Source organism: Microbacterium sp. YJN-G (genome assembly GCF_015040615.1).
In the GTDB taxonomy this organism is placed as follows: domain Bacteria; phylum Actinomycetota; class Actinomycetes; order Actinomycetales; family Microbacteriaceae; genus Microbacterium.
Map to the genome: position 1 here is coordinate 1,319,112 of NZ_CP060402.1, position 21,760 is coordinate 1,340,871.

The following is a 21,760-nucleotide window of genomic DNA, read 5'->3' on the forward strand; positions in this document are numbered from 1 at the left end:
GTCCGGCGCCCGCGGGCGCGGGGATCAGTCCAGAATGCGGCAGTGCGTGGTGAGCTCTCCGATGCCCGCGATCCCGACCGTCACGGTGGAGCGGTCGCGCAGGAAGATCTGCGGGTCGCGGGAGTAGCCGGCACCACCGGGGCTGCCGGTGGAGATCAGCGTGCCAGGCAGCAGCGTGACCGAGGTCGACAGGTGCGCGATGAGGGTGGCGACGGAGCGCACCATCTGGCCGGTGCTGGCGTCCTGCACGGTGTGACCGTCGACGACGGCCCAGATGTGCAGATCCTGCGGGTCGGGGATCTCGTCGGCGGTCACGACGACCGGGCCTGTCGGCGTGAAGCCGTCGAAGGACTTGCACCGCGACCACTGCGCCTCGGCGAACTGGATGTCGCGCGCGGTCACGTCGTTGACCGCCGTGTATCCCCAGACCGCGTCGAGGGCGTTCTCGGCGGTTACGTCCTTCGTCGGCCGCCCGATGATGACCCCGAGCTCGGCCTCGTAGTCGATCGACTCGCTGAGACTGCGGGGCCAGCTCGTGGTGCGGCCGTGGCCGGTGAGCGAGTTGGGCCACAGCGTGAAGACGGTCGGGGCGGTGTCGGTCTTCAGCCCGAGCTCGCTGGAGTGGGCGGAGTAGTTCAGGCCGACCGCGAGGATCGCGGGCGGGTCGATGACGGCGGAGTCGAACCCGAACCCGTCCAGCGGATGCCGTGGGGCGGACGCCTCGCCGACGGCGGCGCGGACGCGGTCGAGCAGGTCGTCGCCACCCTCGATGAGCTCCTGCAGGGTGCGCGGGGCGGGGGAGAGGAGGTCGCTGACGAGGATCGCATCCTCGCCGTCGATGACCGCGAGGTGGAGGGAGTCGGTGTCGCTCGCGCGCAGATGGGCAAACCGCATGCCCTCTACGCTACCGGCAGGCATGCCGGAGCGCGGCGAGGCTCCCTCTAGGCTTTCCCTATGAGCTTTGGAGGACAGCCCCCGGCAGACGCACCGCCGCCTCCCTCGGGGCCGCCTTCCCGGCGAGCAGGGCGGCCTGCCCACGGCATCCGGCCGCAGCCGATCTACGGGCGGCCTCCGCAGCCCTTCCACGACAGGCCTCCCCAGCCCGCGTACGGCGCGCCCTCGGCGGCGGGAGCACCGCACGGCTCTGCGGCGACCGCATCCGTGTTCCCGGCGACCGGTTCGCATCCCGCGCCGGTGCCGCCGTCTCCGGCGCCGGCGATTCCGGCGCTGCCCATGCCGGTGCGGAAGGGCCGCTCGGTCTCGATCTGGATGTTCGGGGTGCTGGGCTTCGCGCTGATGGCCCTGGTCGCCTACTTCGCGCTGTTCCTGGGCGCGGGCGCCTCGGTGGTGGGGCTGGTGCTGGCGTTCATCCCGCTCGGGATCGTGCTGTTCGGGGTGCGCCTGATCGATCGCTGGGAACCCGAGCCGCGCAGTCTGGTGATCTTCGCCCTGGCGTGGGGCGCGGTCGTGTCGGTCGGCATCACGCTGCTGTTCGACCTGATGCTGAGCTTCGCGGTCGGTTCGCGGGACGCCATGTTCAGCGGACTGGTCCAGGCGCCGGTGGTCGAGGAGATCGCGAAGGGCGCGGGCGTGCTGCTGGTGTTCGCGATCGGGCGGCGGGCGTTCGACGGCCCGGTGGACGGCGTGGTCTACGGCGCCCTGGTCGGAGCGGGCTTCGCGTACACCGAGAACATCCAGTACTTCGGCATCAGCCTCGTCACCGGCGGGGCGGGCGAGCTCACCGTCACCTTCATCCTGCGCGGCCTCGTCTCGCCGTTCGCGCACGCGATGTTCACCGCATTGACGGGCTTCGCGATCGGGCTCGCCGTCCGCCGCGGTGCCACCGGCGCTGGGGCCTTCGGCGCGGGATCGGTCGGCGTCGTCGGCGCGATCGTGCTGCACGCCTTCTGGAACGGCTCGTCGCTGCTGGGTGACTTCCTGCTGCTGTACCTGACCACGCAGGTGCCGCTGTTCCTCGCGTTCATCATCGCGATCGTGCTGCTGCGGCGCGAGGAGGCGCGTCTGACGCAGCTGCGCCTGGGCGACTATGCGGCGGCAGGCTGGTTCACCCCCGAGGAGGTCGTCATGCTGGCGACGCCCGCCGGGCGTCGGGTGGGGCTGCAGTGGGCGGCAGGGCTGCGGGGTGACAGGAGAGTGCTCATGCGCTCGTTCATCCGTGACGCGACGACCCTCGCCGCTGTGCGGCAGCGGGCGATCAACGGCCACGATGCCTATGCGGCGGCGGATGAGCACGCGCTGCTGCTGCGCACCCGCGCGACCAGGGCGCAGCTGCTGGCCTACTGAGCCGGATCGGCGCTGCTTGACAGGCGACCGAGACCGCCGCGGACAGACTCAGCGCCCGGTGCTGCGGCGATGCCTGCGAGTCTCCCGGGCGCTGAGTTGATCTACTGACTAGGGTGCCCCTGACCTCGGCGGAAGTCAAGAGCCGGACGGCTGTGAGGTGTCAGATGCTCTCGACGATCACGTCGAGGGCCACGCCCTCGCACGCGATGCGGGGCAGCTCGGCGAGGCGGCTGCCGCGTACCGAGTCGCCGGTCGCGCACCGCGGGTCGGTGGAGACCACCACGCGGCCGACGCCGTTGACGAGGGTCACCTGCTGGCCGAGAGCCGCGAAGCGCGGGGTCAGCTCGCGCTCGACCTCGGAGACCAGCAGATCCAGTCCCGCGACGCCCAGCTGTGCGCCGTCGGCGGTGATCGCGGGGACGGCGATCGTGATGGTGTACTCGTCGCTGCAGAGGTAGTCGACGTAGGGACCGGCCACGTGAGGGAGCCGGGTGCTCATCGGCACGCGGAACCACTCCAGTTCGCTGTAGTCGATGTGCTCCTTGTTCACCGTCTGCGAGGCGAGTACGAGCTTGCGCCGGTCGGAACCCTGCCACCAGGCGAGGTGTCCGCGTGCGTCGGCGAGCAGGTCGATCGCGGCGATGAAGCCGGCGCCGTACACCGGGGCATCGGAAAGGTCGAGGGTGCGCAGCGCGTAGGGCTCGACGACGGCGTCGAGCTTCGCCCTCGTGAGCGCGCCTGCGGCCAGCAGCCCTGCGAGCTCCTGCGCACAGGGTGCGACCCATTCCAGCAGGGTGCGGATCGGGGATCCGAAGTAGTCCTGCACGATCTGCGCGGCGCCGGCCGGCGCCGCCGTGGTGGTGATTGTGCTCATCGCGTCCTCCTGTGCACGTCGATGGGTGCGGTGTTCATACAGGGCTCTCGGGTGAGCCCTGCAGGCTGATCAGCGCGTCGATGACGTCGGTGACCATGTTCTCGGTGCGCCGCGCCGCCTCGTCGGGGTCGCCCGACTCCACTGCGGTGATGATGCGGACCAGGCTCGCGGTCTGTGCGCGCACGCCCTCGGCATCCGGGCCCGCCAGCCGCAGGTACGGCGAGAACTCGGCCTGGAGCTTCATCTGCTCGCGGGTCAGACGCGCCGACTGGCTGAGCGAGACGAGCTCGACCTGCACGTCGTCGAGTACACGGCGCTGCTGGTCCTGGTCGAGATCCTCGAGCCGTTCGAGCCTTTGCAGCACGCGGCCGATCTCGCTGGGGTCCGCGCGCCGCGCGGCCAGCCGCACCGCGGCGGCGGTGATGGCGGCGTAGTGCGCACCCATGTCGCGCAGCGTGATGCGCGAGGTGCGGGCGAGCTCGGCACGGGCGAAGGCGAGCGGATCGGCGTCATCGACGACGAAGCTGCCGCCGTTGCGCCCGCGCCTGGTCACGATCAGACCGCGTCCGCGCACGGTCAGCAGCGCCTCGCGCACGGTGACGGGCGCGACGCCGAAGCTGCGGGCGAGCTCGGATTCGGAGGGGAGGCGCTCTCCGGCGCGCAGATGACCGCGATGGATGGCATCGACCAGGCGGCGCTCCACCAGTTCGGCGCGGCCCTCGTCGCCGATCGGCTGGAACAGCGCGCCGTGCAGTCGGTGGGGCTGACGGGCGCGCCGTGCCGCTGCCGCCACGGGCGGTGCGTCGGAGATCGTCTCCGTCGGCGATGTCAGCGGATCCATACCGGGATTCTCGCACTTCCGACGACTTCGCGGAAAGACTTGAAATATGTCCTACGGTTTTATATGTTTAAGCCCACCTTCGAATTCGACGATGATCGAGGAGCACGACGATGACGACTGCCGCACCCACCTCGCCCGATGCGAGGAGCGCGACCGACCAGCAGGGGAGCGTCTCCCTGCAGGGGCTCTCGAAGTCCTTCGGCGACTTCACGGCCGTGCGCGATCTCGATCTGCACGTGGCACCGGGGGAGTTCCTCTCGATGCTCGGGCCCTCAGGCTCGGGCAAGACCACCGTGCTGCGGATCATCGCCGGCTTCGAGGAGGCCACCTCCGGAACCGTGCGCCTCTCCGGCGTCGATGTCACGCGCACGCCGCCCCACGCACGTGACGTGAACACCGTCTTCCAGGACTATGCGCTCTTCCCGCACATGACCATCGCCGACAACGTCGGCTACGGGTTGCGTGTGCGCGGCACGAGCAAGGCCGACCGCGTCGAGCAGGTGCGGCAGTCGCTCGAGCGCGTGCGTCTCGACCACGTCGCCGATCGCCTGCCGCATCAGCTCTCCGGCGGGCAGCGGCAGCGCATCGCGCTGGCCCGCGCGCTCATCCTGCGTCCGCAGGTGCTGCTGCTGGACGAACCGCTCGGCGCCCTCGACAAGCAGCTGCGCGAGCACATGCAGATCGAGCTGAAGCGCATCCAGCGCGAGGTCGGGATCACCTTCGTCTTCGTCACGCACGATCAGGAGGAGGCGCTGACCCTCAGCGACCGCGTCGCCGTGTTCAACAACGGCCGGATCGAGCAGATCGGCACCGCCCGCGAGGTGTACGAGGAGCCCACGACCGAGTTCGTGGCACGCTTCCTGGGGCTGTCCAACCTCATCTCCGCCGACCTGGCGCATGAGCTCACGGGTGACCGTCGCGCGATGAGCATCCGTCCCGAGCGGGTGCGGATGCTGCCCGCCGACGACGACCTCGCCGCCGGCGAGGTCGGACTCGCCGGCACGATCGGCGAGACCGTGTACACCGGTCCGTCGACCCGCTTCCTCGTCACCACGGATGCCGGTGTCGACATCCTCGCCGAACGGCCCAATGCCCATCACGACGGCGCCGCAGCCGCGCACCGCGGCGACCGTGTGCGCGTGGCGTGGAACCCCGCGCACGCTGCCCGCCTCCCCTGACCGACCCCGGCCCACCCGGCCACCCTGCCCCCTCACCCGCCACCCTGGCACTCACCCGCACCACCCCTCACCCGCACCACCGTGAGATCACAAAGGAGAGATCACATGAAGAAGAAGGTCCTGGCCGTATCGGCCATCGCCGCCAGCGCCGCCCTGGTGCTGTCCGGCTGCTCCGGCACCGACGACGGCGGCTCCGTGAACGGCCTCAGCATCGACGTCCCCGACGTCCCGATGATGACCGAGCTCGGAGAGAACGAGAAGGAGGTGAACATCATCGCCTGGTCCGGGTTCGTCGAGCCCGCCTGGTCGGATGCGTTCACCGCCGACACCGGCTGCACCGTCAACCGGCGCATCGCCGGGACCAGTGACGAGATGGTCCAGCTCATGCGCACCGGCGACTACGACCTCGTCTCGGCATCCGGCGACGCGAGCCTGCGCCTGATCGCCGGCGGCGACGTGCAGCCGCTGAACCTCGAGTTCATCCCGCACTTCGGCGACGACATCGTCGAGGGGATGAAGGGGCAGATCTACGACACCATCAACGGCAAGTCCTACGGCATCCCGATCGGCCGCGGCGCCAACATCCTGCAGTACAACAGCGACGTCGTCACCGAAGAGCCCACGAGCTGGGACGTCGCATGGGAGAAGGACAGCCCGTACGCCGGCCAGGTCATCGCCTACGACGCCCCGATCTACATCGCCGACGCCGCCGTGTACCTCATGGCGCACGAGCCCGAGCTGGGCATCACCAATCCCTACGCGCTCGATCAGGAGCAGCTGGACGCCGCTGTCGACCTGCTCAAGCAGCAGCGCGAGATCCTCTCGGAGTACTGGTCCGACCCGGCCGCGCAGATCACCTCGTTCGCGGGCGGCACCACGGTGCTGGGTACCTCGTGGGAGGTGCTGCGCAAGCTCACCGAGGACGACAAGTTCAAGAGCGTGCTGCCCGAGGAGGGCTCGACCGGGTGGTCGGACGCCTGGATGCTGTCGGCCGAGTCGCAGAACCCCAACTGCGCGTACGCGTGGATGGACTACGCGTCCTCGCCCGAGGTCAACGGCGCCATCGCGATGAACTTCGGCATGGCGCCCGCCAACGCGGCGTTCTGCGAGACCAGCAAAGAGGCCAAGGCGCACTGCGAGTACTACAACGCCACGAACGAGGAGTACTTCAAGAAGGTGTGGTTCTGGACCACCCCGATCGAGCAGTGCATCGACGGCCGCACCGACGTCACCTGTACGAACTTCCAGCAGTGGACCGACGCCTGGACGAGCGTCAAGGGCTGAGCCCGGCCGCCCCGCGGGGCGGGGATGACACCCCGCCCCGCGACACACCCCTCTCGACGACGACAGGATCGAAATGAAGCGCCGCGCACGGATCGCGGGCCTGCTGGCCCTGCCGATGACCTGGCTCATCGGGATCTACATCTTCTCGCTGGTGATGCTGCTGATCACCGCGTTCTGGCTCACCGACCCGTTCACCTCGAAGGTCAAGCCCGGGTTCACGACGCGCAACTTCGAGCAGCTCGTCACCAACCCGGCCTACCTGTCGACGTCGGTGCGCACCCTCGGGATCGCCCTGGGCGTGACCGCCCTGGCCATCGTCATCTCGGTGCCGCTGGGCATCTTCATGGCCAAGGTCGCCTCGCCCTGGTTGCGCGCGGTGCTGGCGGTGTCGATCACCCTGCCGCTGTGGGCCGGTTACCTCGTGAAGGTCATCGCGATGCGGATCACCTTCACGCAGAATGGATTCCTGAACTGGATGCTGGCGCCGTTCGGCATCGAAGGACCGGGCTTCGCGCTCATCACCGTCGTGCTCACCCTCACCTACCTGTGGCTGCCGTACATGGCGGTGCCCGTGTACACCGCGATCCGTCAGCTGCCCGCCAACCTCTTCGATGCGTCGGCCGATCTCGGCGCCGGCTCGTGGCGCACGATCCTCACCGTCGTCCTGCCGCTGATCAAGCCCGCCATCATCGCCGGCTCGGTCTTCACCTTCTCGCTGAGCCTCGGCGACTACCTGGTGGCGAAGTTCGTCGGCGGTGACACGCAGATGATCGGCAGCGTGATCGCGTCGAACATCAACCTCAACCCGCCCCTGGCGGCCGCGTTCTCGGTCGTGCCGATCGCCTTCGTCGTCATCTACCTGGTGAGCGTGCAGCGCACCGGCGCCCTGGAAAGGATGTGACGAGCATGCTCCGGCTCTCACGCACGTCGAAGATCGTCCTCGGGGTGATCGTCGCGATCATCCTCGCCTACATGTACATCCCGCTCATGCTGGTGGTGCTGAACTCCTTCAACGCCACGCGGATCGCCAGCTGGCCAGTGCGCAGCTTCTCGCTGCAGTGGTGGGGCAGGGCGTTCAGCAGCCAGCCCGTACGCGATGCGCTGCTGAACTCGGTGCTCGTCGCCACTGGGGCCACGGTCGTCGCGCTCATCCTGGGCACCCTGGTCGCGTTCGCGTTGCAGCGGTACCGGTTCTTCGGGCAACGCTCGGTGAACCTGCTGGTGGTCCTGCCCATCGCCCTGCCGGGCATCGTCACCGGTGTCGCGCTGAACAACACCTACAACCAGATCCTCGAACCCGTCGGCATCCACGTCGGGTTCTGGGGCATGATCATCGCGCACGGCACCTTCTGCATCGTGATGGTGTTCAACAACGTGCTCGCGCGCCTGCGGCGGATGAATCCGAGCCTCGAGGAGGCGTCGAAGGATCTGGGGGCGACCCCGTGGCAGACGTTCCGGATGGTGACCTTCCCGCAGTTCCGCAGCGCGCTGGTCGCCGGTGCGATCCTCGCCTTCGCGCTGAGCTTCGACGAGGTGTACGTCACGATCTTCACGGCCCCGCCCGGGGTCGACACGCTGCCGCTGTGGATCATGAACCAGATGGCGCGACCGAACGAGGCCAACGTGGTCAACGTCGTGGCCACCGTCGTGATCCTCGCGTCGTTCATCCCGGTCTGGGTGTCGCAGCGGCTCTCCCGTGATGTGAGCGAGCGCGAGTGAGCGCGGCCCGGATGCCCGTGCGCGCCCGGTGCGCACGATGCGCCCGCCCCGAGTTCGCCCTCAGCGGAGCCGTCACGTTGACCGTGATCCGGCGCTCGGGTTTGATGTAACCATGACAGATCGCACAAAGCCCGAGTTCGACGCCCCGACCGGCCCCGCACCCACCGAGCTCGTCATCCGCGACATCATCGTCGGCGAAGGCGACGAGGCCAAGCCCGGCGACACCGTCACCGTGCACTACGCCGGCGTCGAGCACGACTCCGGCGAGGAGTTCGACTCGTCCTGGGGTCGCGGCGAGACCATCCAGTTCCCGCTGCGCGGTCTCATCCAGGGCTGGCAGGACGGCATCCCGGGCATGAAGGTCGGCGGACGGCGCGAGCTGACCATCCCGCCGCACCTGGCGTACGGGCCCGCCGGCGCCGGTCACTTCCTCTCCGGCAAGACCCTGATCTTCATCATCGACCTGGTGTCCGTCGGCTGAGCCGGCACCCCGAGATCACACGCCTCCGCCCGCAGATCTGCGGGCGGAGGCTTTTTCTCATTCTCGGGAATAGATTCAAACGCATAGAAGTTTTCCTCTTTCGACGCCGTGATCCGCGGCCCGACAATCTGAGGAGAAGCCACATGACGATCGAGATCCCCGGCTACCGCCCCGGCACCTGGGTCCTGGACCCCTCGCACAGCGAGGTCACCTTCAGCGTCCGCCACATGATGATCTCGAAGGTGCGCGGCACCTTCGGCATGAAGGAAGCGACCCTGATCGCGCCCGAGAACCCGCTCGAGGCCAAGGTCGAGGCGAAGGTCGACGTGACGTCGATCGACACGAAGGATGAGAACCGCGACGCTCACCTGCGCTCGGGCGACTTCTTCGACATCGAGAACCACCCCACGATGGAGTTCGTCTCCACCGGTACCCGCCTCGTGGACGGCGACTTCCTCGTCGACGGCGACCTGACCATCCGCGGCATCACCAAGCCGGTGACCTTCGAGTTCGAGTTCGGCGGCTTCGGCCAGGACCCGTACGGCAACTACAAGGCCGGCGCCTCGGCGAAGACCGTCATCAACCGCGAGGACTTCGGCCTCACCTGGAACGCCGCGCTCGAGACCGGCGGCGTCCTGGTCGGCAAGGAGGTCACCATCGGCCTCGACCTCCAGGGCGCTCTGCAGGCCTGACCGGCATCCTCTCGAGCCCGAACTCGAGACTCGAGCCCGAACTCGAGACCTGAGCCCCGAGACCCGGCGCGTACGCGTCAGGCCTCGGGGCTCAGTGCGTCGTAGGCGTTGAAGCGAGGGCTCAGGCGCGCCAGGACGGCGGCGATGCCGATCACGAGCAGGCCGCCGAGCAGCGGCGGGAACCACAGACTGGTCACCGTCGCGAGCGCCCCGACGTAGAGCGCGCCCACTCGCGGCCCGCCCGCCACCACGATCACGAAGATCCCCTGCAGCCGCCCGCGCATGGCATCCGGCACCGCCGCCTGCATCATCGTGTTGCGGTAGATCGAGCTGATGTTGTCCGCCGCTCCTGACAGGGCCAGGGCGATGCAGGCGAACACGATGAGCGCGACGTTCGGCGCGTGCTCGGATGCCGGTGGCATGAGCACGCCGATCACCAGCACGGCGCCGAACAGCGCGATCGAGGCGCCGTACGCCTGCACGGCCCGCACGATGCCGCGCCCGTGCCAGCGGTACTGCACTACCCGGCCCGAGAACAGGCTCGAGCCGAACGTCCCGACGGCGACGGCGGCGGTGAGGATGCCGGTGGTCACGGCGCCGCCGCCGAGCAGCACGGTGCCGAGGGCGGGGAAGAGCGCGAGCGGCTGACCGAAGGTCATGGCGGTGATGTCGAGCAGGTACTGCATCCGGATGTTCTTCGCCCGCCTCAGGAACTGCCAGCCGTCGATGAGGGATGCCAGCCCGGGGCGCACGATCGTGCCCTCCGGGCGCAGCGCGGGGAGGGTCCACAGCCCCAGGAACATCGAGAGCATGAGCACGACGTCGATCGTGTAGGTCCAGCCGAAGCCGGTGAGCGCGACGAGCATGCCGGCCGCGGCCGGCCCGACCATGACGATCAGGCCGAAGGCGACGCCGTTGAGGGCGGATGCCGCGGCCAGCTGCTCGAGCGGGATGAGGCGCGGCACGATCGCGGTGCGCGTGGCCATGCCGACCGAGTTGGCTGCGGCGATCGTCATGCTCAGCGCGTACAGCCACCAGATCGTCTCGCTGTGCGTCCAGGTCAGCATCGCCAGCAGCGCGGTCGCCGCGAACGCCACGGTCGCAGATGCGAGCGCGACGCGTCGCCGGTCGAAGGCGTCGGCGAGCATCCCGCCGTACAGGCCGGCGAGGATCATCGGCGCCAGACCTGCCACGGCGATCATCGAGACGGCGAACGTGCTGCGGGTCAACTCGAACACGTGCAGCATCACGGTGACGATCGTCAGCTGCCCGCCGATGCCCGAGAGCACCGAACCGGTCCACATGCGGGCGAAGGCGGGGCTGGTCCTCAGGGGAGTGATGTCGATGAGATGACCGCGGGAGAACTGCACCTCACGAGGCTATCGGGCAAGGCAGCAGGGGGCGCGCGTCAGCGGTTCGTGCAACTGGTAAGCTGTTGAGGTTGCCGTTTGATCGGCCGCGGATAAAGAGAGCCTGCGCATTCGGCGTCGGGCACCGCGCAACAAGCAGAGAGGGGATCGAATCTATGGCACTGGAAGCAGACGTCAAGAAGGCGATCATCGAAGAGTACGCGACGCACCCCGGTGACACCGGATCCCCCGAGGTGCAGGTCGCGATGCTGACGCAGCGCATCAAGGACCTCACCGAGCACCTCAAGGAGCACAAGCACGACCACCACTCGCGTCGTGGGCTGTTCCTGCTCGTCGGTCAGCGCCGTCGTCTGCTCGGCTACCTCCAGGACATCGACATCGAGCGCTACCGCTCGCTGATCGAGCGTCTCGGACTGCGCCGCTAATCGCGACCAGCGTTCAATCGCGCAGAACATTCTTGGAGAGCCGCCCCACGGTGTGGGGCGGCTCTCGTCATGTCCGGACGCTGCCGACCAGGTCGGCGTGATGGATCGCCGCCACATCGGGGTGTGCGCGCAGACGTGACTTCAGCGCGTTCTCGCCGTACAGGCTGTGGATCGGGTTGCGCGGATCCTGGGTCACGCCCCGCGCCTGGGCGGCGAGCTCGGGCGGCAGCTCGATCAGCGGCAGCCGGGTGTCGAGTGCCGGATTGAAGAAGAACGGGATCGACAGCCGGTCATCCGGGGCCTGGGGGGAGACCACCCGGTGGTTCGTCGCCTTGAGGTACCCGCCGGTGGCGTACTCGAGCAGTTCGCCGATGTTCACCACGAACGCACCGTCGACCGGGGGAGCATCCACCCACTCACCGTCGCGCTCCACCTGCAGGCCGCCGCGACCCGGCTCCACCCACAGCAGCGTGAGCACGCCGCTGTCCTTGTGCGCCCCGACGCCCTGCTGCGGTTCGGGCTCGTGGGTGCCCGGGTAGCGGACGATCTTGATCAGCGTCGAGGGCTCGCCGAAGTGGTCGTCGAAGTACGATTCCGCGGCTCCCAGCGCAAGCGCCCACGCACGCAGCAGCTTGCGGGCGACATCGCACAGCACGGCGTGCCACTCGGCGACCACCGCCTGCAGCTCGGGCTGCGCCGCAGGCCACAGGTTGGGGCCGATGAGCCGGTGGAACGCCGGCCCGCCGGCGACGGCGGTCCGCTCCGGTCCGATATCGATCTGCTCGCGCCAGTCGACCTCGCCCTGGGTGCGCTCTCCGCCGATGCGCGTGTAGCCGCGGAAATGCGGGCTCTTGATGTTCTCGATCGCGAGCTTCGCCTCGTCCGGCAGCTCGAAGAACTCCCGGGCGGTGCGGTGCAGCCGCTGTTCGAGCTCGGCCGGGATGCCGGTGCCGGTCAGGTAGAAGAACCCGACGTCGTGTGTGGCGGCGCGCAGCTGCTCGCGGAACTCTGCGGCGGCCTCGTCGCCGGCATCCAGCTGCGAGAGATCGAGGATCGGAAGGTTCAGGTCGGCCATGGATCGACGCTAATCGCGCGCCGCGGACGGCGCCCGAATGTTGCGCCGTCTTACCCCGTCGGAAATCCGGCTCACCGGCCGGGCCGGCGCGCGACCCGCTCAGCTGCGCCGCGAGCCGGTGGGGTCGCTGCGGTGATCGGAACCGGTCGTCAGGCGCGCATCCGCGAACATCCAGCGCGGGCGCGGCTCGATCAGCGGCCGGAACAGCCGGCGTACCGGCTTCGAGGCGAGCAGGAAGGCGATCGCGACAGACAGGAGCGTGACCAGCGGCAGCCAGATCCAGGTCGGCTCGAGTCCGCGCAGCACGCCCGACTCCCGGAACGGGTACAGCACGAACGAGTGCAGCAGGTAGACGTACATCGTGTACTGCCCGAGCGTGGTCCACCACTGGGTGCGACGCGGCAGGAGCGCGAAGAACGACCCGCTGAGGATGATCGCCAGGGCGATCAGTCCCAGACGGATGCCGCCGGCCCACCACTGATCCGCGGTGAGGTCGGCGTACGAGTCGTCGTAGAAGAACCAGAACCGCAGTTCGACCGCGTCCCACACCGGCAGCCACCGCCAGCACACGAACGCCCAGAGACCCAGCACGGCGATCGCCGTGGCCCGAATCCACCATGGCCGGCGCTCGATGAGCTGCAGACGCCGCACGACGTCATGCTCGCGCAGCCACCAGCCCAGCGTGAAGAAGAACATCAGCCCGAGGGTCCGCGACAGCGAGAACGTGCTGTTGACGTTGCTGAGGTACCCCACGCCGATCGAGATCGCCAGCGCCCAGACGAGAGGCCAGCGCAGCAGCGCCAGGTAGGGGAGGACCAGGCGGAAGATGCCGAGCGCGAGCAGGAACCACAGCGTCCACGACGGCTGGGTGAGATTCGGGTCGGCCTGCCCCTCGACGAGCCACTTCGTGAGCGACCACAGCCCCTCGAAGATGACGTACGGCACCAGGATGTCGGTGATGACACGTGCCATCTGCCGCCGGGTGGGGCTGTCGGCCTTCGAGAAGTAGCCCGAGATGATCGCGAACGCCGGCATGTGGAAGGCGTAGACCCACAGGTAGAACGCGTAGGAGACGTCGGAGTCGTAGATCAGCCGCTGGATGCCGTGGCCGAGGACCACCAGGACGATGCACGCGAACCGGGCGTTGTCCCAGAATGGGACACGGCGGCGCGGGCGGGTGATCGCGCCCGTGGAACCGGTGGGCGGGACCTGTTCGGCACTGCTCATCATCCGAGGCTACCGGGCCGGGAATAAGTTTGTAGGCGAGGCGTTTCACCAAGTACATTCATCTGAATAGACCGGATGCCACGGCATCCCGAGCGGAAGAAGATCATGGACGCACACCCCAGCGACCACTCGGCCGGAATGCAGTTCGGCCTCATGTCGGTCAGCGACATCACGCAGGATCCGACGACGGGCGACACGCCCAGTGAGCGCGAGCGCATCCAGGCCGCGGTCACCATCGCCAAGCACGCCGAGGAGGCGGGACTCGACGTCTTCGCCATCGGCGAGCACCACAACCCGCCGTTCTTCTCGTCGAGCCCGACGACGCTGCTGGCGTACATCGCGGCGCAGACCGAGCGACTGATCGTCTCGACCTCGACGACGCTGATCACCACGAACGACCCGGTGCGCATCGCCGAGGAGTACGCGATGCTGCAGCACCTCTCCGGCGGCCGCATGGACCTCATGATGGGCCGCGGCAACACCGGTCCGGTCTACCCCTGGTTCGGTCAGGACATCCGCCAGGGCCTGCCGCTCGCGATCGAGAACTACGCGCTGCTGCACAAGCTCTGGACCGAGGACGTCGTCGACTGGGAGGGCAAATTCCGCACGCCGCTGCAGGGCTTCACCGCCACGCCCCGGCCGCTGGACGGCATCAAGCCCTTCGTCTGGCACGGCTCGATCCGCACCCCTGAGATCGCCGAGCAGGCCGCGTACTACGGTGACGGCTTCTTCGCGAACAACATCTTCTGGCCCAAGGAGCACTACCAGCGCCTCATCGAGCTGTACCGCCAGCGCTGGAGCCACTACGGCCACGGCACCCCCGAGACGGCGATCGTCGGCCTGGGCGGCCAGGTGTTCATGGCGAAGAACTCGCAGGATGCCGTCACGCAGTTCCGTCCGTACTTCGACAACGCCCCGGTCTACGGCCACGGCCCGTCGATGGAGGACTTCACCGAGATGACGCCGCTGACCGTCGGATCGCCGCAGCAGGTCATCGACCGCTACGCGTCGATGCGCGAGACGTTCGGCGACTACCAGCGTCAGCTGTTCATGCTCGACCACGCCGGCCTGCCGCTGAAGACCGTGCTCGAGCAGATCGATCTGCTCGGCGGCGAGGTGGTCCCCGTGCTGCGCAAGGAGCTCGCCAAGAACCGTCCGGCCGAGGTGCCCGACGCCCCCACCCACGCCGCCCGCGTCAAGGCGGTCTACGGTGACGGACCCGCGCGCGAGGCGCGCCCCGGTGCGAACCGCGGCGACAACCTGACCGCCGGTTCGCCGTACCAGGACGCCCCGGCTCCGGCCGGCGCCGCGTTCGGCCTGAGCCGGAAGGGAGCCTGACATGAGCGAGCGCCGCATCGCCGTCGTCTCATCCGGTCTGTCGAACCCGTCGTCGACCCGCATGCTCGCCGACCGCCTGGTCGCCGAGACCGTGAAGGTGCTCCGCGAGCACGACGTGCAGGTCGAGGTCGACGTCATCGAGCTGCGCGACCTCGCGCACGCGATCACCGACAACCTGCTCACCGGTTTCGCCCCGGCCCCGCTGGAGGAGGCGATCAACCGCGTGGTGTCGGCGGACGGCCTCATCGCGGTGACGCCGATCTTCTCGACCAGCTACGCCGGACTGTTCAAGTCGTTCGTCGACGTGCTCGACCCGGATTCCCTCACCGGAAAGCCCGTGCTCATCGGCGCCAACGCCGGCACGGCCCGGCATTCGCTGGCGATCGACTACGCCATCCGCCCGCTGTTCACCTACCTGCATGCCGAGCCGGTCTCGACCGGCGTGTTCGCCGCGTCGAGCGACTGGGGTGCGAACGCCGACGAGGTGGCACCGCTGAGCTCCCGCGTCGAACGCGGTGCGCGCGAGCTGGCCGAGGCGATCATGCGCCGCGAGCCGGTCGGCAGCACCGACCCGTTCGACCCGGCGAACTACCTCGGCAAGGGGCGCTCGTTCGGTCACCTGCTCGGCGGTCTCGCGGGGGAGTGACGTACGCCTCCGGCGGTGGAGGATGATGGTCCCATGGACATCGCCATCGCCGGAGGCATTGGCCTCATCGGCGCGCACGTCGTCACAGTCGCTCGCGCCCGCGGTCACGCCGTTCGCATCCTCAGCAGACGCGAAGGCGTCGACGTGCAGACCGGCGTCGGCCTCGACGACGCGCTGCGCGGAGCGGATGCCGTCATCGACGTGCTGAACGTCACCACGACGGATGCCCGCAAGGCCGTCGCGTTCTTCGAACGCACCACAGGCAACCTGCTCGCCGCGCAGCGGCGCACCGGATCCGGACACCACATCGCCCTGTCGATCGTCGGGATCGACAGGGCGCCGCACGGCTATTACGCCGGCAAGCTCGCGCAGGAGGAGGCGGTCACGGCATCCGATGAGCCGTGGACCATCCTCCGCGCCACGCAGTTCCACGACTTCGCCGCGCAGATGCACGCCCGGGTCGGCATCGGCCCGCTGCATCCTGCGGTGCGGATGCGCACTCAGCCGGTCGAGGCGAGCGCGGTCGCGACGCGCCTGATCGAGCTGGCCGAGCATCCTGCGCACGGCAGGGCCCGCGACCTCGCCGGTCCGCGGGAGGAGGAGCTCGCCGACATGATGCGCGACTGGGCGCGTCACACGGAACGCGGCGGATGGATGCCGCGGTTCGCCCTCCCCGGCGCGCTGGGCCGCGCGATGCGCGCGGGCCTGCTGCTGCCGGGCCCCGACGCCGAGCTGCGCGGCAGCACCTTCGAGCAGTGGCTCTCGGCCCAGCCCGAGGGCTGAACCGAGAGCGACGGGTGGATGCGCTCAGCCGCTCTTGCGGCGGAACTCGCGCTTGAGCTGCGGAGCGTGCGTCGCATGCACGGCCGAATCGCCGTCCATGTGCGACTCACCGCCGCGGCTGTGCGCGTTCTTCTTGTCGAGCGCTTCGCGGAACTTGCGCTTCATCTCCTCGGAGGAGACTGCCTTGTCTTCGCTCATCCCGTCAGCCTAGCCTCTCGGCCCGCACCTCTCGCGAGCGCCGGTGGCGCGCGGCGAGCAGATCGATCCCCGCGCCGAGACCGACGGCGACGACGACGGACACGACCACGGCGACCAGGGGGCCACCGGGAAGCAATGCGGCGATGACGGCGCCCACCACAGCCTGGTACGACGCCCAGCCCGTCGCGGCGAGAGCGGCCAGCAGCAGGTAGCGCGGCGGATGCAGGCGCGAGGCGCCGGCCACGAGGTTCACCGCCAGGCGGGCGAAGGGCACGAAACGTGCCGTGAACAGCACGGTCGCGGTGCCCGAGTCGAGCCGCCTGCGTGCCCAGTCCAGCGCCACGCGCACCCGCCGTGCGCGCATCCAGCGCCAGCGCTGCACGCCGACCGTGCGCCCCACCAGGTAGCAGGTGGCGTCTCCGCACCAGGCCGCTGCGGCGGCCACGGCGATCACGACACCCAGCGCGGGCGAGCCCTGTGACACGGCCAGCGCCCCCAGTGCGGTGACGGCGATCTCACCCGGGATGACCACCAGGAACGCGTCGCCCAGCACGATCACGCTCATCAGCGCCAGGCCCCACGGGCCGGTCAGCACGTCCAGCAGCGGTTCGGGGATCATCCGAGAACTCTGCCTCACGAGATGAACGGGATGGTGAACAGGAGGGTGAACGGGAACCGACCGGCGGATAGCCGATGACCGGTATCCGTGCATCCGGTGAACAGTTGGCGGAGCGCGCCGCCGCAGTGCGCTCAGAGGCGTCTGCGGCGGCATCCTGGCGGTGTGAGAGTAGCGATCGTCACCGAGTCCTTCCTGCCGCACATGAACGGTGTGACCGGGTCGGTGCTGCAGATCCTGCGGCATCTCGAGCGCACCGGCCACCGAGCCCACGTCATCGCCCCCGCCGCCCCCGGAACGCCGGTGCGCTCGGGCAGCGCCCGGGTCGAGCGCGTTCCCTCCGTGCCCCTCCCCGGGTACCGGCACGTCCGCGTCGGCACCGTCTCGGCGGCGCGCGTGCACGACGCGCTGCGCCGGTTCGATCCCGACGTCGTCCATCTCGCCTCGCCGTTCGCGCTCGGCTGGCGCGGCGTCGTCGCCGCCGCACGCCTCGACCTGCCCGTCACCGCCGCGTACCAGACCGATGTCGCCGCCTACACCTCCCGCTACGGGGTCTCACTGACCACCGCGCTCGCCGAGTCGCATGTCGCCAGGCTGCACCGCCGCGCGACGCTCACGCTCGCGCCGTCCCGCGAATCCGAGACCCAGCTCGAGCGGCTGGGCGTCGACCGGCTGCGCCGGTGGGGAAGGGGAGTGGATGCCGAGCGCTTCCACCCCGACGCCCGCGACGAGCACTGGCCGCATCGTGCGCCGGGAGAGGTCGTCGTCGGGTACGTGGGCCGGCTCGCCCCCGAGAAGCAGGTCGAAGACCTGCATGCGCTGCGCGGCATCCCCGGCATCCGTCTCGTCATCGTCGGCGACGGACCCTCACGTCCGCGCCTGGAGGCGCTGCTGCCGGATGCCGTCTTCCTCGGGCACCTCGCGGGGCACGAACTCGCCCGGGCCATGGCGTCGTTCGACATCTTCGTGCACCCCGGCGAGAGCGAGACCTTCGGGCAGACCCTGCAGGAGGCGCACGCCAGCGGACTGCCGGTGATCGCCACCGGCCGCGGCGGCCCCCTCGATCTGGTGCGGATGGGCATCGACGGCTGGCTCTACCGGCCGGGTGACCTCGACGATCTGCGGATGCGGGTGAAGGACCTCGCAGGTGACGAGCGCAAGCGCCGGGCCTTCGGGCGGGCAGGACGCGAGGCGGTGGAAGGGCGCTCCTGGGCATCGGTGTGCGACGACCTGCTGGCACATTTCGACGAGGCGCGCGAGCTGCACGCGGTCGACCGGACGCTGCGGGCACCCCGCACGCGGCGCCCGGAACCGGTGACCGCGCAGCAGGGGCGGCGCTGGCACCGCTACATCGCGCTCGGCGACTCGATCACCGAAGGGCTGTGCGATCCGGATGCCGACGGTCGCGAGCGCGGCTGGGCCGACAGGCTGGCTCTGCTGCTGGCCGCCCGCGGCGGCATCCGCTACGCGAATCTGGCGGTGCGCTCGCGGCGCGTCGCCGATGTGTGCGGCCCGCAGCTCGAGCGCGCCCTCGAACTGCGCCCGGATCTCGTCTCCATCCTCGTCGGCGCGAACGATCTCGTGCTGGTGCGGGCCGACATCCCGGCCCTTGCAGCCCGGCTGGAGGGCGCGGTGGTGCGGCTGCGTGAGGGGGGAGCGGATGTCGTGCTCGTCACGCCCTTCCTGCCACGTCGTGCCGAGTCGGCGATCTACGCCCGCCGGTTCGCGGCCTTCGCCAGCGCGCTCGCCGGGGTGGCGCAGCGCACCGGCGCGCTCCTCATCGACGCCGACCTTCACGAGGGTCTCGGCCGCCGTCCCAACTGGGCCGAGGACCTCGTGCATCTCTCCAGCCGCGGGCACCGGTTCCTCGCCTACCGGGTCGGCGAGGCGCTCGGCGTCCCGCATGCCGAGGCGCTCGGGGCGCTGGACGAGTCCCTGCACGACCACGAGCGCATCACCAGGCGGCTCTGGTGGCGCAGGCACGCGCTGCCGTGGGTGTGGCGGCGGCTGCACGGACGCACGGCCGGCGACGGCCGTATGGCGAAGCACGACGACTATGTGCTGATCGGGCGCACCGGCGCACGAACCCCGCAGCCCGCCGACTGACGGCGCACGCCGGGTGACGGCCCGGCGCGGTGCTCCCGCGCTCGCTAGGGGCGGGGGAGGTCCACTGCTAGGCTGGACGCGGGTGCCTGTGGCATCCGTCAACTTCATATCGACTTACACGGAGCGGTCGGCTGAGAAGCTGGTCCCCTGTGGTGGGTTCCTCGTCGCACACGGCGCCGGGTGATCTTCTACTGGTGGCCAGCGCAGGCGAGATTCGCGGGAATGCCCGCGCGCTTATATCTGCCCGCATCCGCTCCTTCGCGAGAACTCGCGTGCCACACGGGCGCGCGAGCCTAAACAAAGAAGGAGAGACCTCTTGGAAGGTCCTGAAATCACCGCCACCGAGGCCGTTCTCGACAACGGCCGCTTCGGCACCCGCACCATCCGCTTCGAGACCGGTCGCCTCGCCCAGCAGGCACAGGGGTCCGTCGCGGCGTACCTGGACGGCGAGACCATGCTGCTCTCCGCCACCAGTGCATCCAAGCACCCCCGGGAGGGCTTCGACTTCTTCCCGCTGACCGTCGACGTCGAGGAGCGCTCCTACGCCGCCGGCAAGATCCCCGGCTCGTTCTTCCGCCGTGAGGGCCGCCCCTCCACCGAGGCGATCCTCGTCTGCCGTCTGATCGACCGTCCGCTGCGCCCGTCGTTCGTCGACGGACTGCGCAACGAGGTCCAGATCGTCATCACCGTGCTGTCGATCGCCCCGGGCGAGTACTACGACGCCCTGGCCATCAACGCGGCTTCCGCGTCGACCCAGATCTCCGGTCTGCCGTTCTCCGGCCCGATCGCCGGTGTCCGCCTGGCCCTGATCCCCGGTCACGGCGAGCACGCCGACCAGTGGGTCGCGTTCCCGAACGTCGAGCAGGTCGAGCAGGCCGTCTTCGACCTCGTGGTCGCGGGCCGCGTGGTCACCAAGGCCGACGGCACCGAGGACGTCGCGATCATGATGGTCGAGGCCGAGGCGACCGAGGGCAGCTGGAACCTCATCAAGGCCGGCGCCGTCAAGCCCAGCGAAGAGGTCGTCGCGCAGGGCCTCGAGGCCGCGAAGCCGTTCATCTCGCAGCTCGTCAAGGCTCAGGCCGAGCTCGCCGCGACCGCGTCGAAGGAGCCCGGTGTGTACCCGGTCTTCCCGGCGTACAGCCAGGAGGTCTACGACTTCGTGGCCGAGCGTGCGTACACCGAGCTCGTCGACGTGTACCAGATCGCCGACAAGCAGGAGCGCCAGAGCGCCGACGACGCGATCAAGGACCGCGTCAAGGCCGAGCTCATCGAGGCCACGGAGGCCGGCAGCCTGCCGGCAGCCGCCCCGCTGGAGTTCTCGGCCGCCTACAAGTCGGTCACCAAGAAGATCGTGCGCGGCCGCATCCTCACCGACAACGTCCGCATCGACGGCCGCGGCCTCGCCGACATCCGTCCGCTGGACGCCGAGGTGCAGGTCATCCCGCGCGTGCACGGCTCGGCGATCTTCCAGCGCGGCGAGACCCAGATCATGGGTGTCACCACGCTGAACATGCTCAAGATGGAGCAGCAGATCGACTCGCTGTCGCCCACGACCAGCAAGCGCTACATGCACCACTACAACTTCCCGCCCTACTCGACCGGTGAGACCGGCCGCGTCGGGTCGCCGAAGCGTCGCGAGATCGGGCACGGCTTCCTCGCCGAGCGCGCCCTCGTGCCGGTGCTGCCCACCCGCGAGGAGTTCCCGTACGCGATCCGTCAGGTCTCCGAGGCCCTCGGCTCGAACGGCTCGACCTCGATGGGCTCGGTCTGCGCGTCGACCCTGTCGCTGCTGAACGCCGGTGTGCCGTTGCGCGCTGCCGTCGCCGGCATCGCGATGGGCCTGGTCTCGGACGAGGTCGACGGTGAGACCCGCTATGCGGCGCTCACCGACATCCTCGGCGCCGAGGACGCACTCGGCGACATGGACTTCAAGGTCGCGGGCACGAGCGAGTTCGTCACGGCGATCCAGCTCGACACGAAGCTCGACGGCATCCCGTCGTCGGTGCTCGCAGGAGCCCTGACCCAGGCCCGCGAGGCGCGCCTGACGATCCTGAACGTCCTCAACGCCGCGATCGACTCGCCCGACGAGATGGCCCCGACCGCTCCGCGCGTGATCAGCGTGCAGATCCCGGTCGACAAGATCGGTGAGCTGATCGGCCCGAAGGGCAAGACGATCAACGCGATCCAGGACGAGACCGGCGCGCAGATCTCCATCGAGGAGGACGGCACCGTCTACATCGGCGCGACCGACGGCCCCTCGGCCGAGGCCGCCCGTGCTCAGGTGAACGCGATCGCCAACCCGACCAACCCCGAGGTCGGCGAGCAGTTCCTCGGCACCGTCGTGAAGATCGCCACCTTCGGCGCCTTCATCTCGCTGCTGCCGGGCAAGGACGGACTGCTGCACGTCACCGAGGTGCGCAAGCTCGCCGGTGGCAAGCGTGTCGAGAACGTCGACGACGTGCTGTCGGTCGGTCAGAAGATCCTCGTGCGCATCACGAAGATCGACGACCGCGGCAAGCTGTCGCTCGAGCCGGTGCTCGACGACGCCGACTCCACGGACGAGAAGCCCGCGGAGGACGCCGAGGCGTGATCCACGCGGATGC

General features: G+C 69.4%; 22 protein-coding genes. 13 read left to right on the forward strand and 9 right to left on the reverse strand.

What is annotated here, in order from left to right; all coding sequences use genetic code 11:
- Nucleotides 1-24: 24 nt before the first annotated feature.
- Together H7694_RS06115 and H7694_RS06120 are read right to left on the reverse strand one after the other, a co-directional pair.
- Entirely contained in the window at nt 25-894 is an 870-nt protein-coding gene (locus H7694_RS06115; RefSeq protein ID WP_193598640.1) for a fumarylacetoacetate hydrolase family protein, read from the reverse strand.
- Between the two features lie 164 nt (nt 895-1,058).
- Nucleotides 1,059-1,235 (reverse strand): hypothetical protein, encoded by a 177-nt coding sequence (locus H7694_RS06120; RefSeq protein ID WP_193598641.1) that lies wholly within the window; start codon nt 1,233-1,235, stop codon nt 1,059-1,061.
- Between H7694_RS06120 and H7694_RS06125 the strand changes: the two genes are divergently transcribed.
- Nucleotides 1,234-2,304 carry a PrsW family intramembrane metalloprotease gene (locus tag H7694_RS06125; RefSeq protein WP_193598642.1) on the forward strand — a complete coding sequence of 357 codons (1,071 nt, stop codon included), beginning with the start codon at nt 1,234-1,236 and terminating at the stop codon, nt 2,302-2,304. The genes H7694_RS06120 and H7694_RS06125 overlap by 2 nt on opposite strands.
- 160 nt (nt 2,305-2,464) lie before the next feature.
- Here the strand turns inward: H7694_RS06125 and H7694_RS06130 are convergent, their stop codons facing one another.
- On the reverse strand, nt 2,465-3,178 hold the full coding sequence (locus H7694_RS06130; RefSeq protein ID WP_193598643.1) for a cache domain-containing protein: 714 nt from the start codon (nt 3,176-3,178) through the stop codon (nt 2,465-2,467).
- A 34-nt stretch (nt 3,179-3,212) separates the two neighbouring features.
- Entirely contained in the window at nt 3,213-4,019 is an 807-nt protein-coding gene (locus H7694_RS06135) for a FadR/GntR family transcriptional regulator (RefSeq protein ID WP_193598644.1), read from the reverse strand.
- 110 nt (nt 4,020-4,129) lie between these two features.
- On the opposite strand from H7694_RS06135, the gene H7694_RS06140 reads away from it, so the two are divergent.
- The 6 genes from H7694_RS06140 to H7694_RS06165 all read left to right on the forward strand — a co-directional run bounded on the left by H7694_RS06140 (nt 4,130) and on the right by H7694_RS06165 (nt 9,373).
- Nucleotides 4,130-5,197, forward strand: coding sequence for an ABC transporter ATP-binding protein (locus tag H7694_RS06140; protein WP_193598645.1), 1,068 nt, complete (start codon nt 4,130-4,132; stop codon nt 5,195-5,197).
- Between the two features lie 105 nt (nt 5,198-5,302).
- The gene (locus tag H7694_RS06145) at nt 5,303-6,481 is read left to right on the forward strand and encodes an extracellular solute-binding protein (RefSeq protein WP_193598646.1); all 1,179 of its coding nucleotides are present in this window, start codon (nt 5,303-5,305) and stop codon (nt 6,479-6,481) included.
- Nucleotides 6,482-6,554: 73 nt separating this feature from the next.
- Entirely contained in the window at nt 6,555-7,382 is an 828-nt protein-coding gene (locus tag H7694_RS06150; protein ID WP_193598647.1) for an ABC transporter permease, read from the forward strand.
- Between the two features lie 5 nt (nt 7,383-7,387).
- Nucleotides 7,388-8,200, forward strand: coding sequence for an ABC transporter permease (locus H7694_RS06155; RefSeq protein WP_193598648.1), 813 nt, complete (start codon nt 7,388-7,390; stop codon nt 8,198-8,200).
- Between the two features lie 112 nt (nt 8,201-8,312).
- The gene (locus H7694_RS06160; RefSeq protein WP_193598649.1) at nt 8,313-8,681 is read left to right on the forward strand and encodes an FKBP-type peptidyl-prolyl cis-trans isomerase; all 369 of its coding nucleotides are present in this window, start codon (nt 8,313-8,315) and stop codon (nt 8,679-8,681) included.
- Between the two features lie 143 nt (nt 8,682-8,824).
- Nucleotides 8,825-9,373, forward strand: a complete 549-nt coding sequence (locus H7694_RS06165) for a YceI family protein (protein ID WP_193598650.1) — start codon at nt 8,825-8,827, stop codon at nt 9,371-9,373.
- A 77-nt stretch (nt 9,374-9,450) separates the two neighbouring features.
- On the opposite strand, the gene H7694_RS06170 is transcribed toward H7694_RS06165, so the two are convergent.
- Nucleotides 9,451-10,743: an MFS transporter gene (locus H7694_RS06170; RefSeq protein WP_193598651.1), complete on the reverse strand. Its 1,293-nt coding sequence runs from the start codon at nt 10,741-10,743 to the stop codon at nt 9,451-9,453.
- 155 nt (nt 10,744-10,898) lie between these two features.
- Here H7694_RS06170 and rpsO point away from each other — a divergent pair, with 155 nt between their 5' ends.
- Nucleotides 10,899-11,168, forward strand: a complete 270-nt coding sequence (rpsO, locus tag H7694_RS06175; protein ID WP_055993247.1) for a 30S ribosomal protein S15 — start codon at nt 10,899-10,901, stop codon at nt 11,166-11,168.
- Nucleotides 11,169-11,235: 67 nt separating this feature from the next.
- Here the strand turns inward: rpsO and H7694_RS06180 are convergent, their stop codons facing one another.
- Both H7694_RS06180 and H7694_RS06185 read right to left on the reverse strand, forming a co-directional pair.
- The gene (locus tag H7694_RS06180; protein ID WP_193598652.1) at nt 11,236-12,243 is read right to left on the reverse strand and encodes an isopenicillin N synthase family dioxygenase; all 1,008 of its coding nucleotides are present in this window, start codon (nt 12,241-12,243) and stop codon (nt 11,236-11,238) included.
- Nucleotides 12,244-12,342: 99 nt separating this feature from the next.
- The gene (locus H7694_RS06185) at nt 12,343-13,470 is read right to left on the reverse strand and encodes an acyltransferase family protein (protein WP_227468314.1); all 1,128 of its coding nucleotides are present in this window, start codon (nt 13,468-13,470) and stop codon (nt 12,343-12,345) included.
- A 138-nt stretch (nt 13,471-13,608) separates the two neighbouring features.
- Between H7694_RS06185 and H7694_RS06190 the strand changes: the two genes are divergently transcribed.
- Genes H7694_RS06190 through H7694_RS06200 form a run of 3 tightly spaced genes read left to right on the forward strand, consistent with a single transcriptional unit; the run spans nt 13,609 to nt 16,237 of the window.
- Nucleotides 13,609-14,808 carry an LLM class flavin-dependent oxidoreductase gene (locus tag H7694_RS06190; RefSeq protein WP_193599100.1) on the forward strand — a complete coding sequence of 400 codons (1,200 nt, stop codon included), beginning with the start codon at nt 13,609-13,611 and terminating at the stop codon, nt 14,806-14,808.
- Nucleotide 14,809: 1 nt separating this feature from the next.
- Nucleotides 14,810-15,454: an FMN reductase gene (locus tag H7694_RS06195; RefSeq protein ID WP_193598654.1), complete on the forward strand. Its 645-nt coding sequence runs from the start codon at nt 14,810-14,812 to the stop codon at nt 15,452-15,454.
- Between the two features lie 33 nt (nt 15,455-15,487).
- Complete coding sequence (locus H7694_RS06200) at nt 15,488-16,237, forward strand: SDR family oxidoreductase (RefSeq protein ID WP_193598655.1); 750 nt, start codon at nt 15,488-15,490, stop codon at nt 16,235-16,237.
- A 24-nt stretch (nt 16,238-16,261) separates the two neighbouring features.
- On the opposite strand, the gene H7694_RS06205 is transcribed toward H7694_RS06200, so the two are convergent.
- Together H7694_RS06205 and H7694_RS06210 are read right to left on the reverse strand one after the other, a co-directional pair.
- Complete coding sequence (locus tag H7694_RS06205; RefSeq protein ID WP_193598656.1) at nt 16,262-16,435, reverse strand: DUF5302 domain-containing protein; 174 nt, start codon at nt 16,433-16,435, stop codon at nt 16,262-16,264.
- A gap of 4 nt (nt 16,436-16,439) precedes the next feature.
- Entirely contained in the window at nt 16,440-17,054 is a 615-nt protein-coding gene (locus H7694_RS06210; RefSeq protein ID WP_193598657.1) for a DedA family protein, read from the reverse strand.
- Nucleotides 17,055-17,216: 162 nt separating this feature from the next.
- On the opposite strand from H7694_RS06210, the gene H7694_RS06215 reads away from it, so the two are divergent.
- Nucleotides 17,217-19,157 carry a GDSL-type esterase/lipase family protein gene (locus H7694_RS06215; RefSeq protein WP_227468315.1) on the forward strand — a complete coding sequence of 647 codons (1,941 nt, stop codon included), beginning with the start codon at nt 17,217-17,219 and terminating at the stop codon, nt 19,155-19,157.
- 316 nt (nt 19,158-19,473) lie between these two features.
- Entirely contained in the window at nt 19,474-21,747 is a 2,274-nt protein-coding gene (locus H7694_RS06220; RefSeq protein WP_193598658.1) for a polyribonucleotide nucleotidyltransferase, read from the forward strand.
- Nucleotides 21,748-21,760: the final 13 nt, after the last annotated feature.

Bases quoted from the DNA above. Each gene is read 5' to 3' on its own strand.
- H7694_RS06115 (WP_193598640.1), bottom strand. From the start codon at position 894: ATGCGGTTTGCCCATCTGCGCGCGAGCGACACCGACTCCCTCCACCTC.
- H7694_RS06125 (WP_193598642.1), top strand. From the start codon at position 1,234: ATGCCGGTGCGGAAGGGCCGCTCGGTCTCGATCTGGATGTTCGGGGTG.
- H7694_RS06120 (WP_193598641.1), bottom strand. From the start codon at position 1,235: ATGGGCAGCGCCGGAATCGCCGGCGCCGGAGACGGCGGCACCGGCGCG.
- H7694_RS06130 (WP_193598643.1), bottom strand. From the start codon at position 3,178: ATGAGCACAATCACCACCACGGCGGCGCCGGCCGGCGCCGCGCAGATC.
- H7694_RS06135 (WP_193598644.1), bottom strand. From the start codon at position 4,019: ATGGATCCGCTGACATCGCCGACGGAGACGATCTCCGACGCACCGCCC.
- H7694_RS06140 (WP_193598645.1), top strand. From the start codon at position 4,130: ATGACGACTGCCGCACCCACCTCGCCCGATGCGAGGAGCGCGACCGAC.
- H7694_RS06145 (WP_193598646.1), top strand. From the start codon at position 5,303: ATGAAGAAGAAGGTCCTGGCCGTATCGGCCATCGCCGCCAGCGCCGCC.
- H7694_RS06150 (WP_193598647.1), top strand. From the start codon at position 6,555: ATGAAGCGCCGCGCACGGATCGCGGGCCTGCTGGCCCTGCCGATGACC.
- H7694_RS06155 (WP_193598648.1), top strand. From the start codon at position 7,388: ATGCTCCGGCTCTCACGCACGTCGAAGATCGTCCTCGGGGTGATCGTC.
- H7694_RS06160 (WP_193598649.1), top strand. From the start codon at position 8,313: ATGACAGATCGCACAAAGCCCGAGTTCGACGCCCCGACCGGCCCCGCA.
- H7694_RS06165 (WP_193598650.1), top strand. From the start codon at position 8,825: ATGACGATCGAGATCCCCGGCTACCGCCCCGGCACCTGGGTCCTGGAC.
- rpsO (WP_055993247.1), top strand. From the start codon at position 10,899: ATGGCACTGGAAGCAGACGTCAAGAAGGCGATCATCGAAGAGTACGCG.
- H7694_RS06180 (WP_193598652.1), bottom strand. From the start codon at position 12,243: ATGGCCGACCTGAACCTTCCGATCCTCGATCTCTCGCAGCTGGATGCC.
- H7694_RS06185 (WP_227468314.1), bottom strand. From the start codon at position 13,470: ATGAGCAGTGCCGAACAGGTCCCGCCCACCGGTTCCACGGGCGCGATC.
- H7694_RS06190 (WP_193599100.1), top strand. From the start codon at position 13,609: ATGCAGTTCGGCCTCATGTCGGTCAGCGACATCACGCAGGATCCGACG.
- H7694_RS06195 (WP_193598654.1), top strand. From the start codon at position 14,810: ATGAGCGAGCGCCGCATCGCCGTCGTCTCATCCGGTCTGTCGAACCCG.
- H7694_RS06200 (WP_193598655.1), top strand. From the start codon at position 15,488: ATGGACATCGCCATCGCCGGAGGCATTGGCCTCATCGGCGCGCACGTC.
- H7694_RS06205 (WP_193598656.1), bottom strand. From the start codon at position 16,435: ATGAGCGAAGACAAGGCAGTCTCCTCCGAGGAGATGAAGCGCAAGTTC.
- H7694_RS06210 (WP_193598657.1), bottom strand. From the start codon at position 17,054: ATGATCCCCGAACCGCTGCTGGACGTGCTGACCGGCCCGTGGGGCCTG.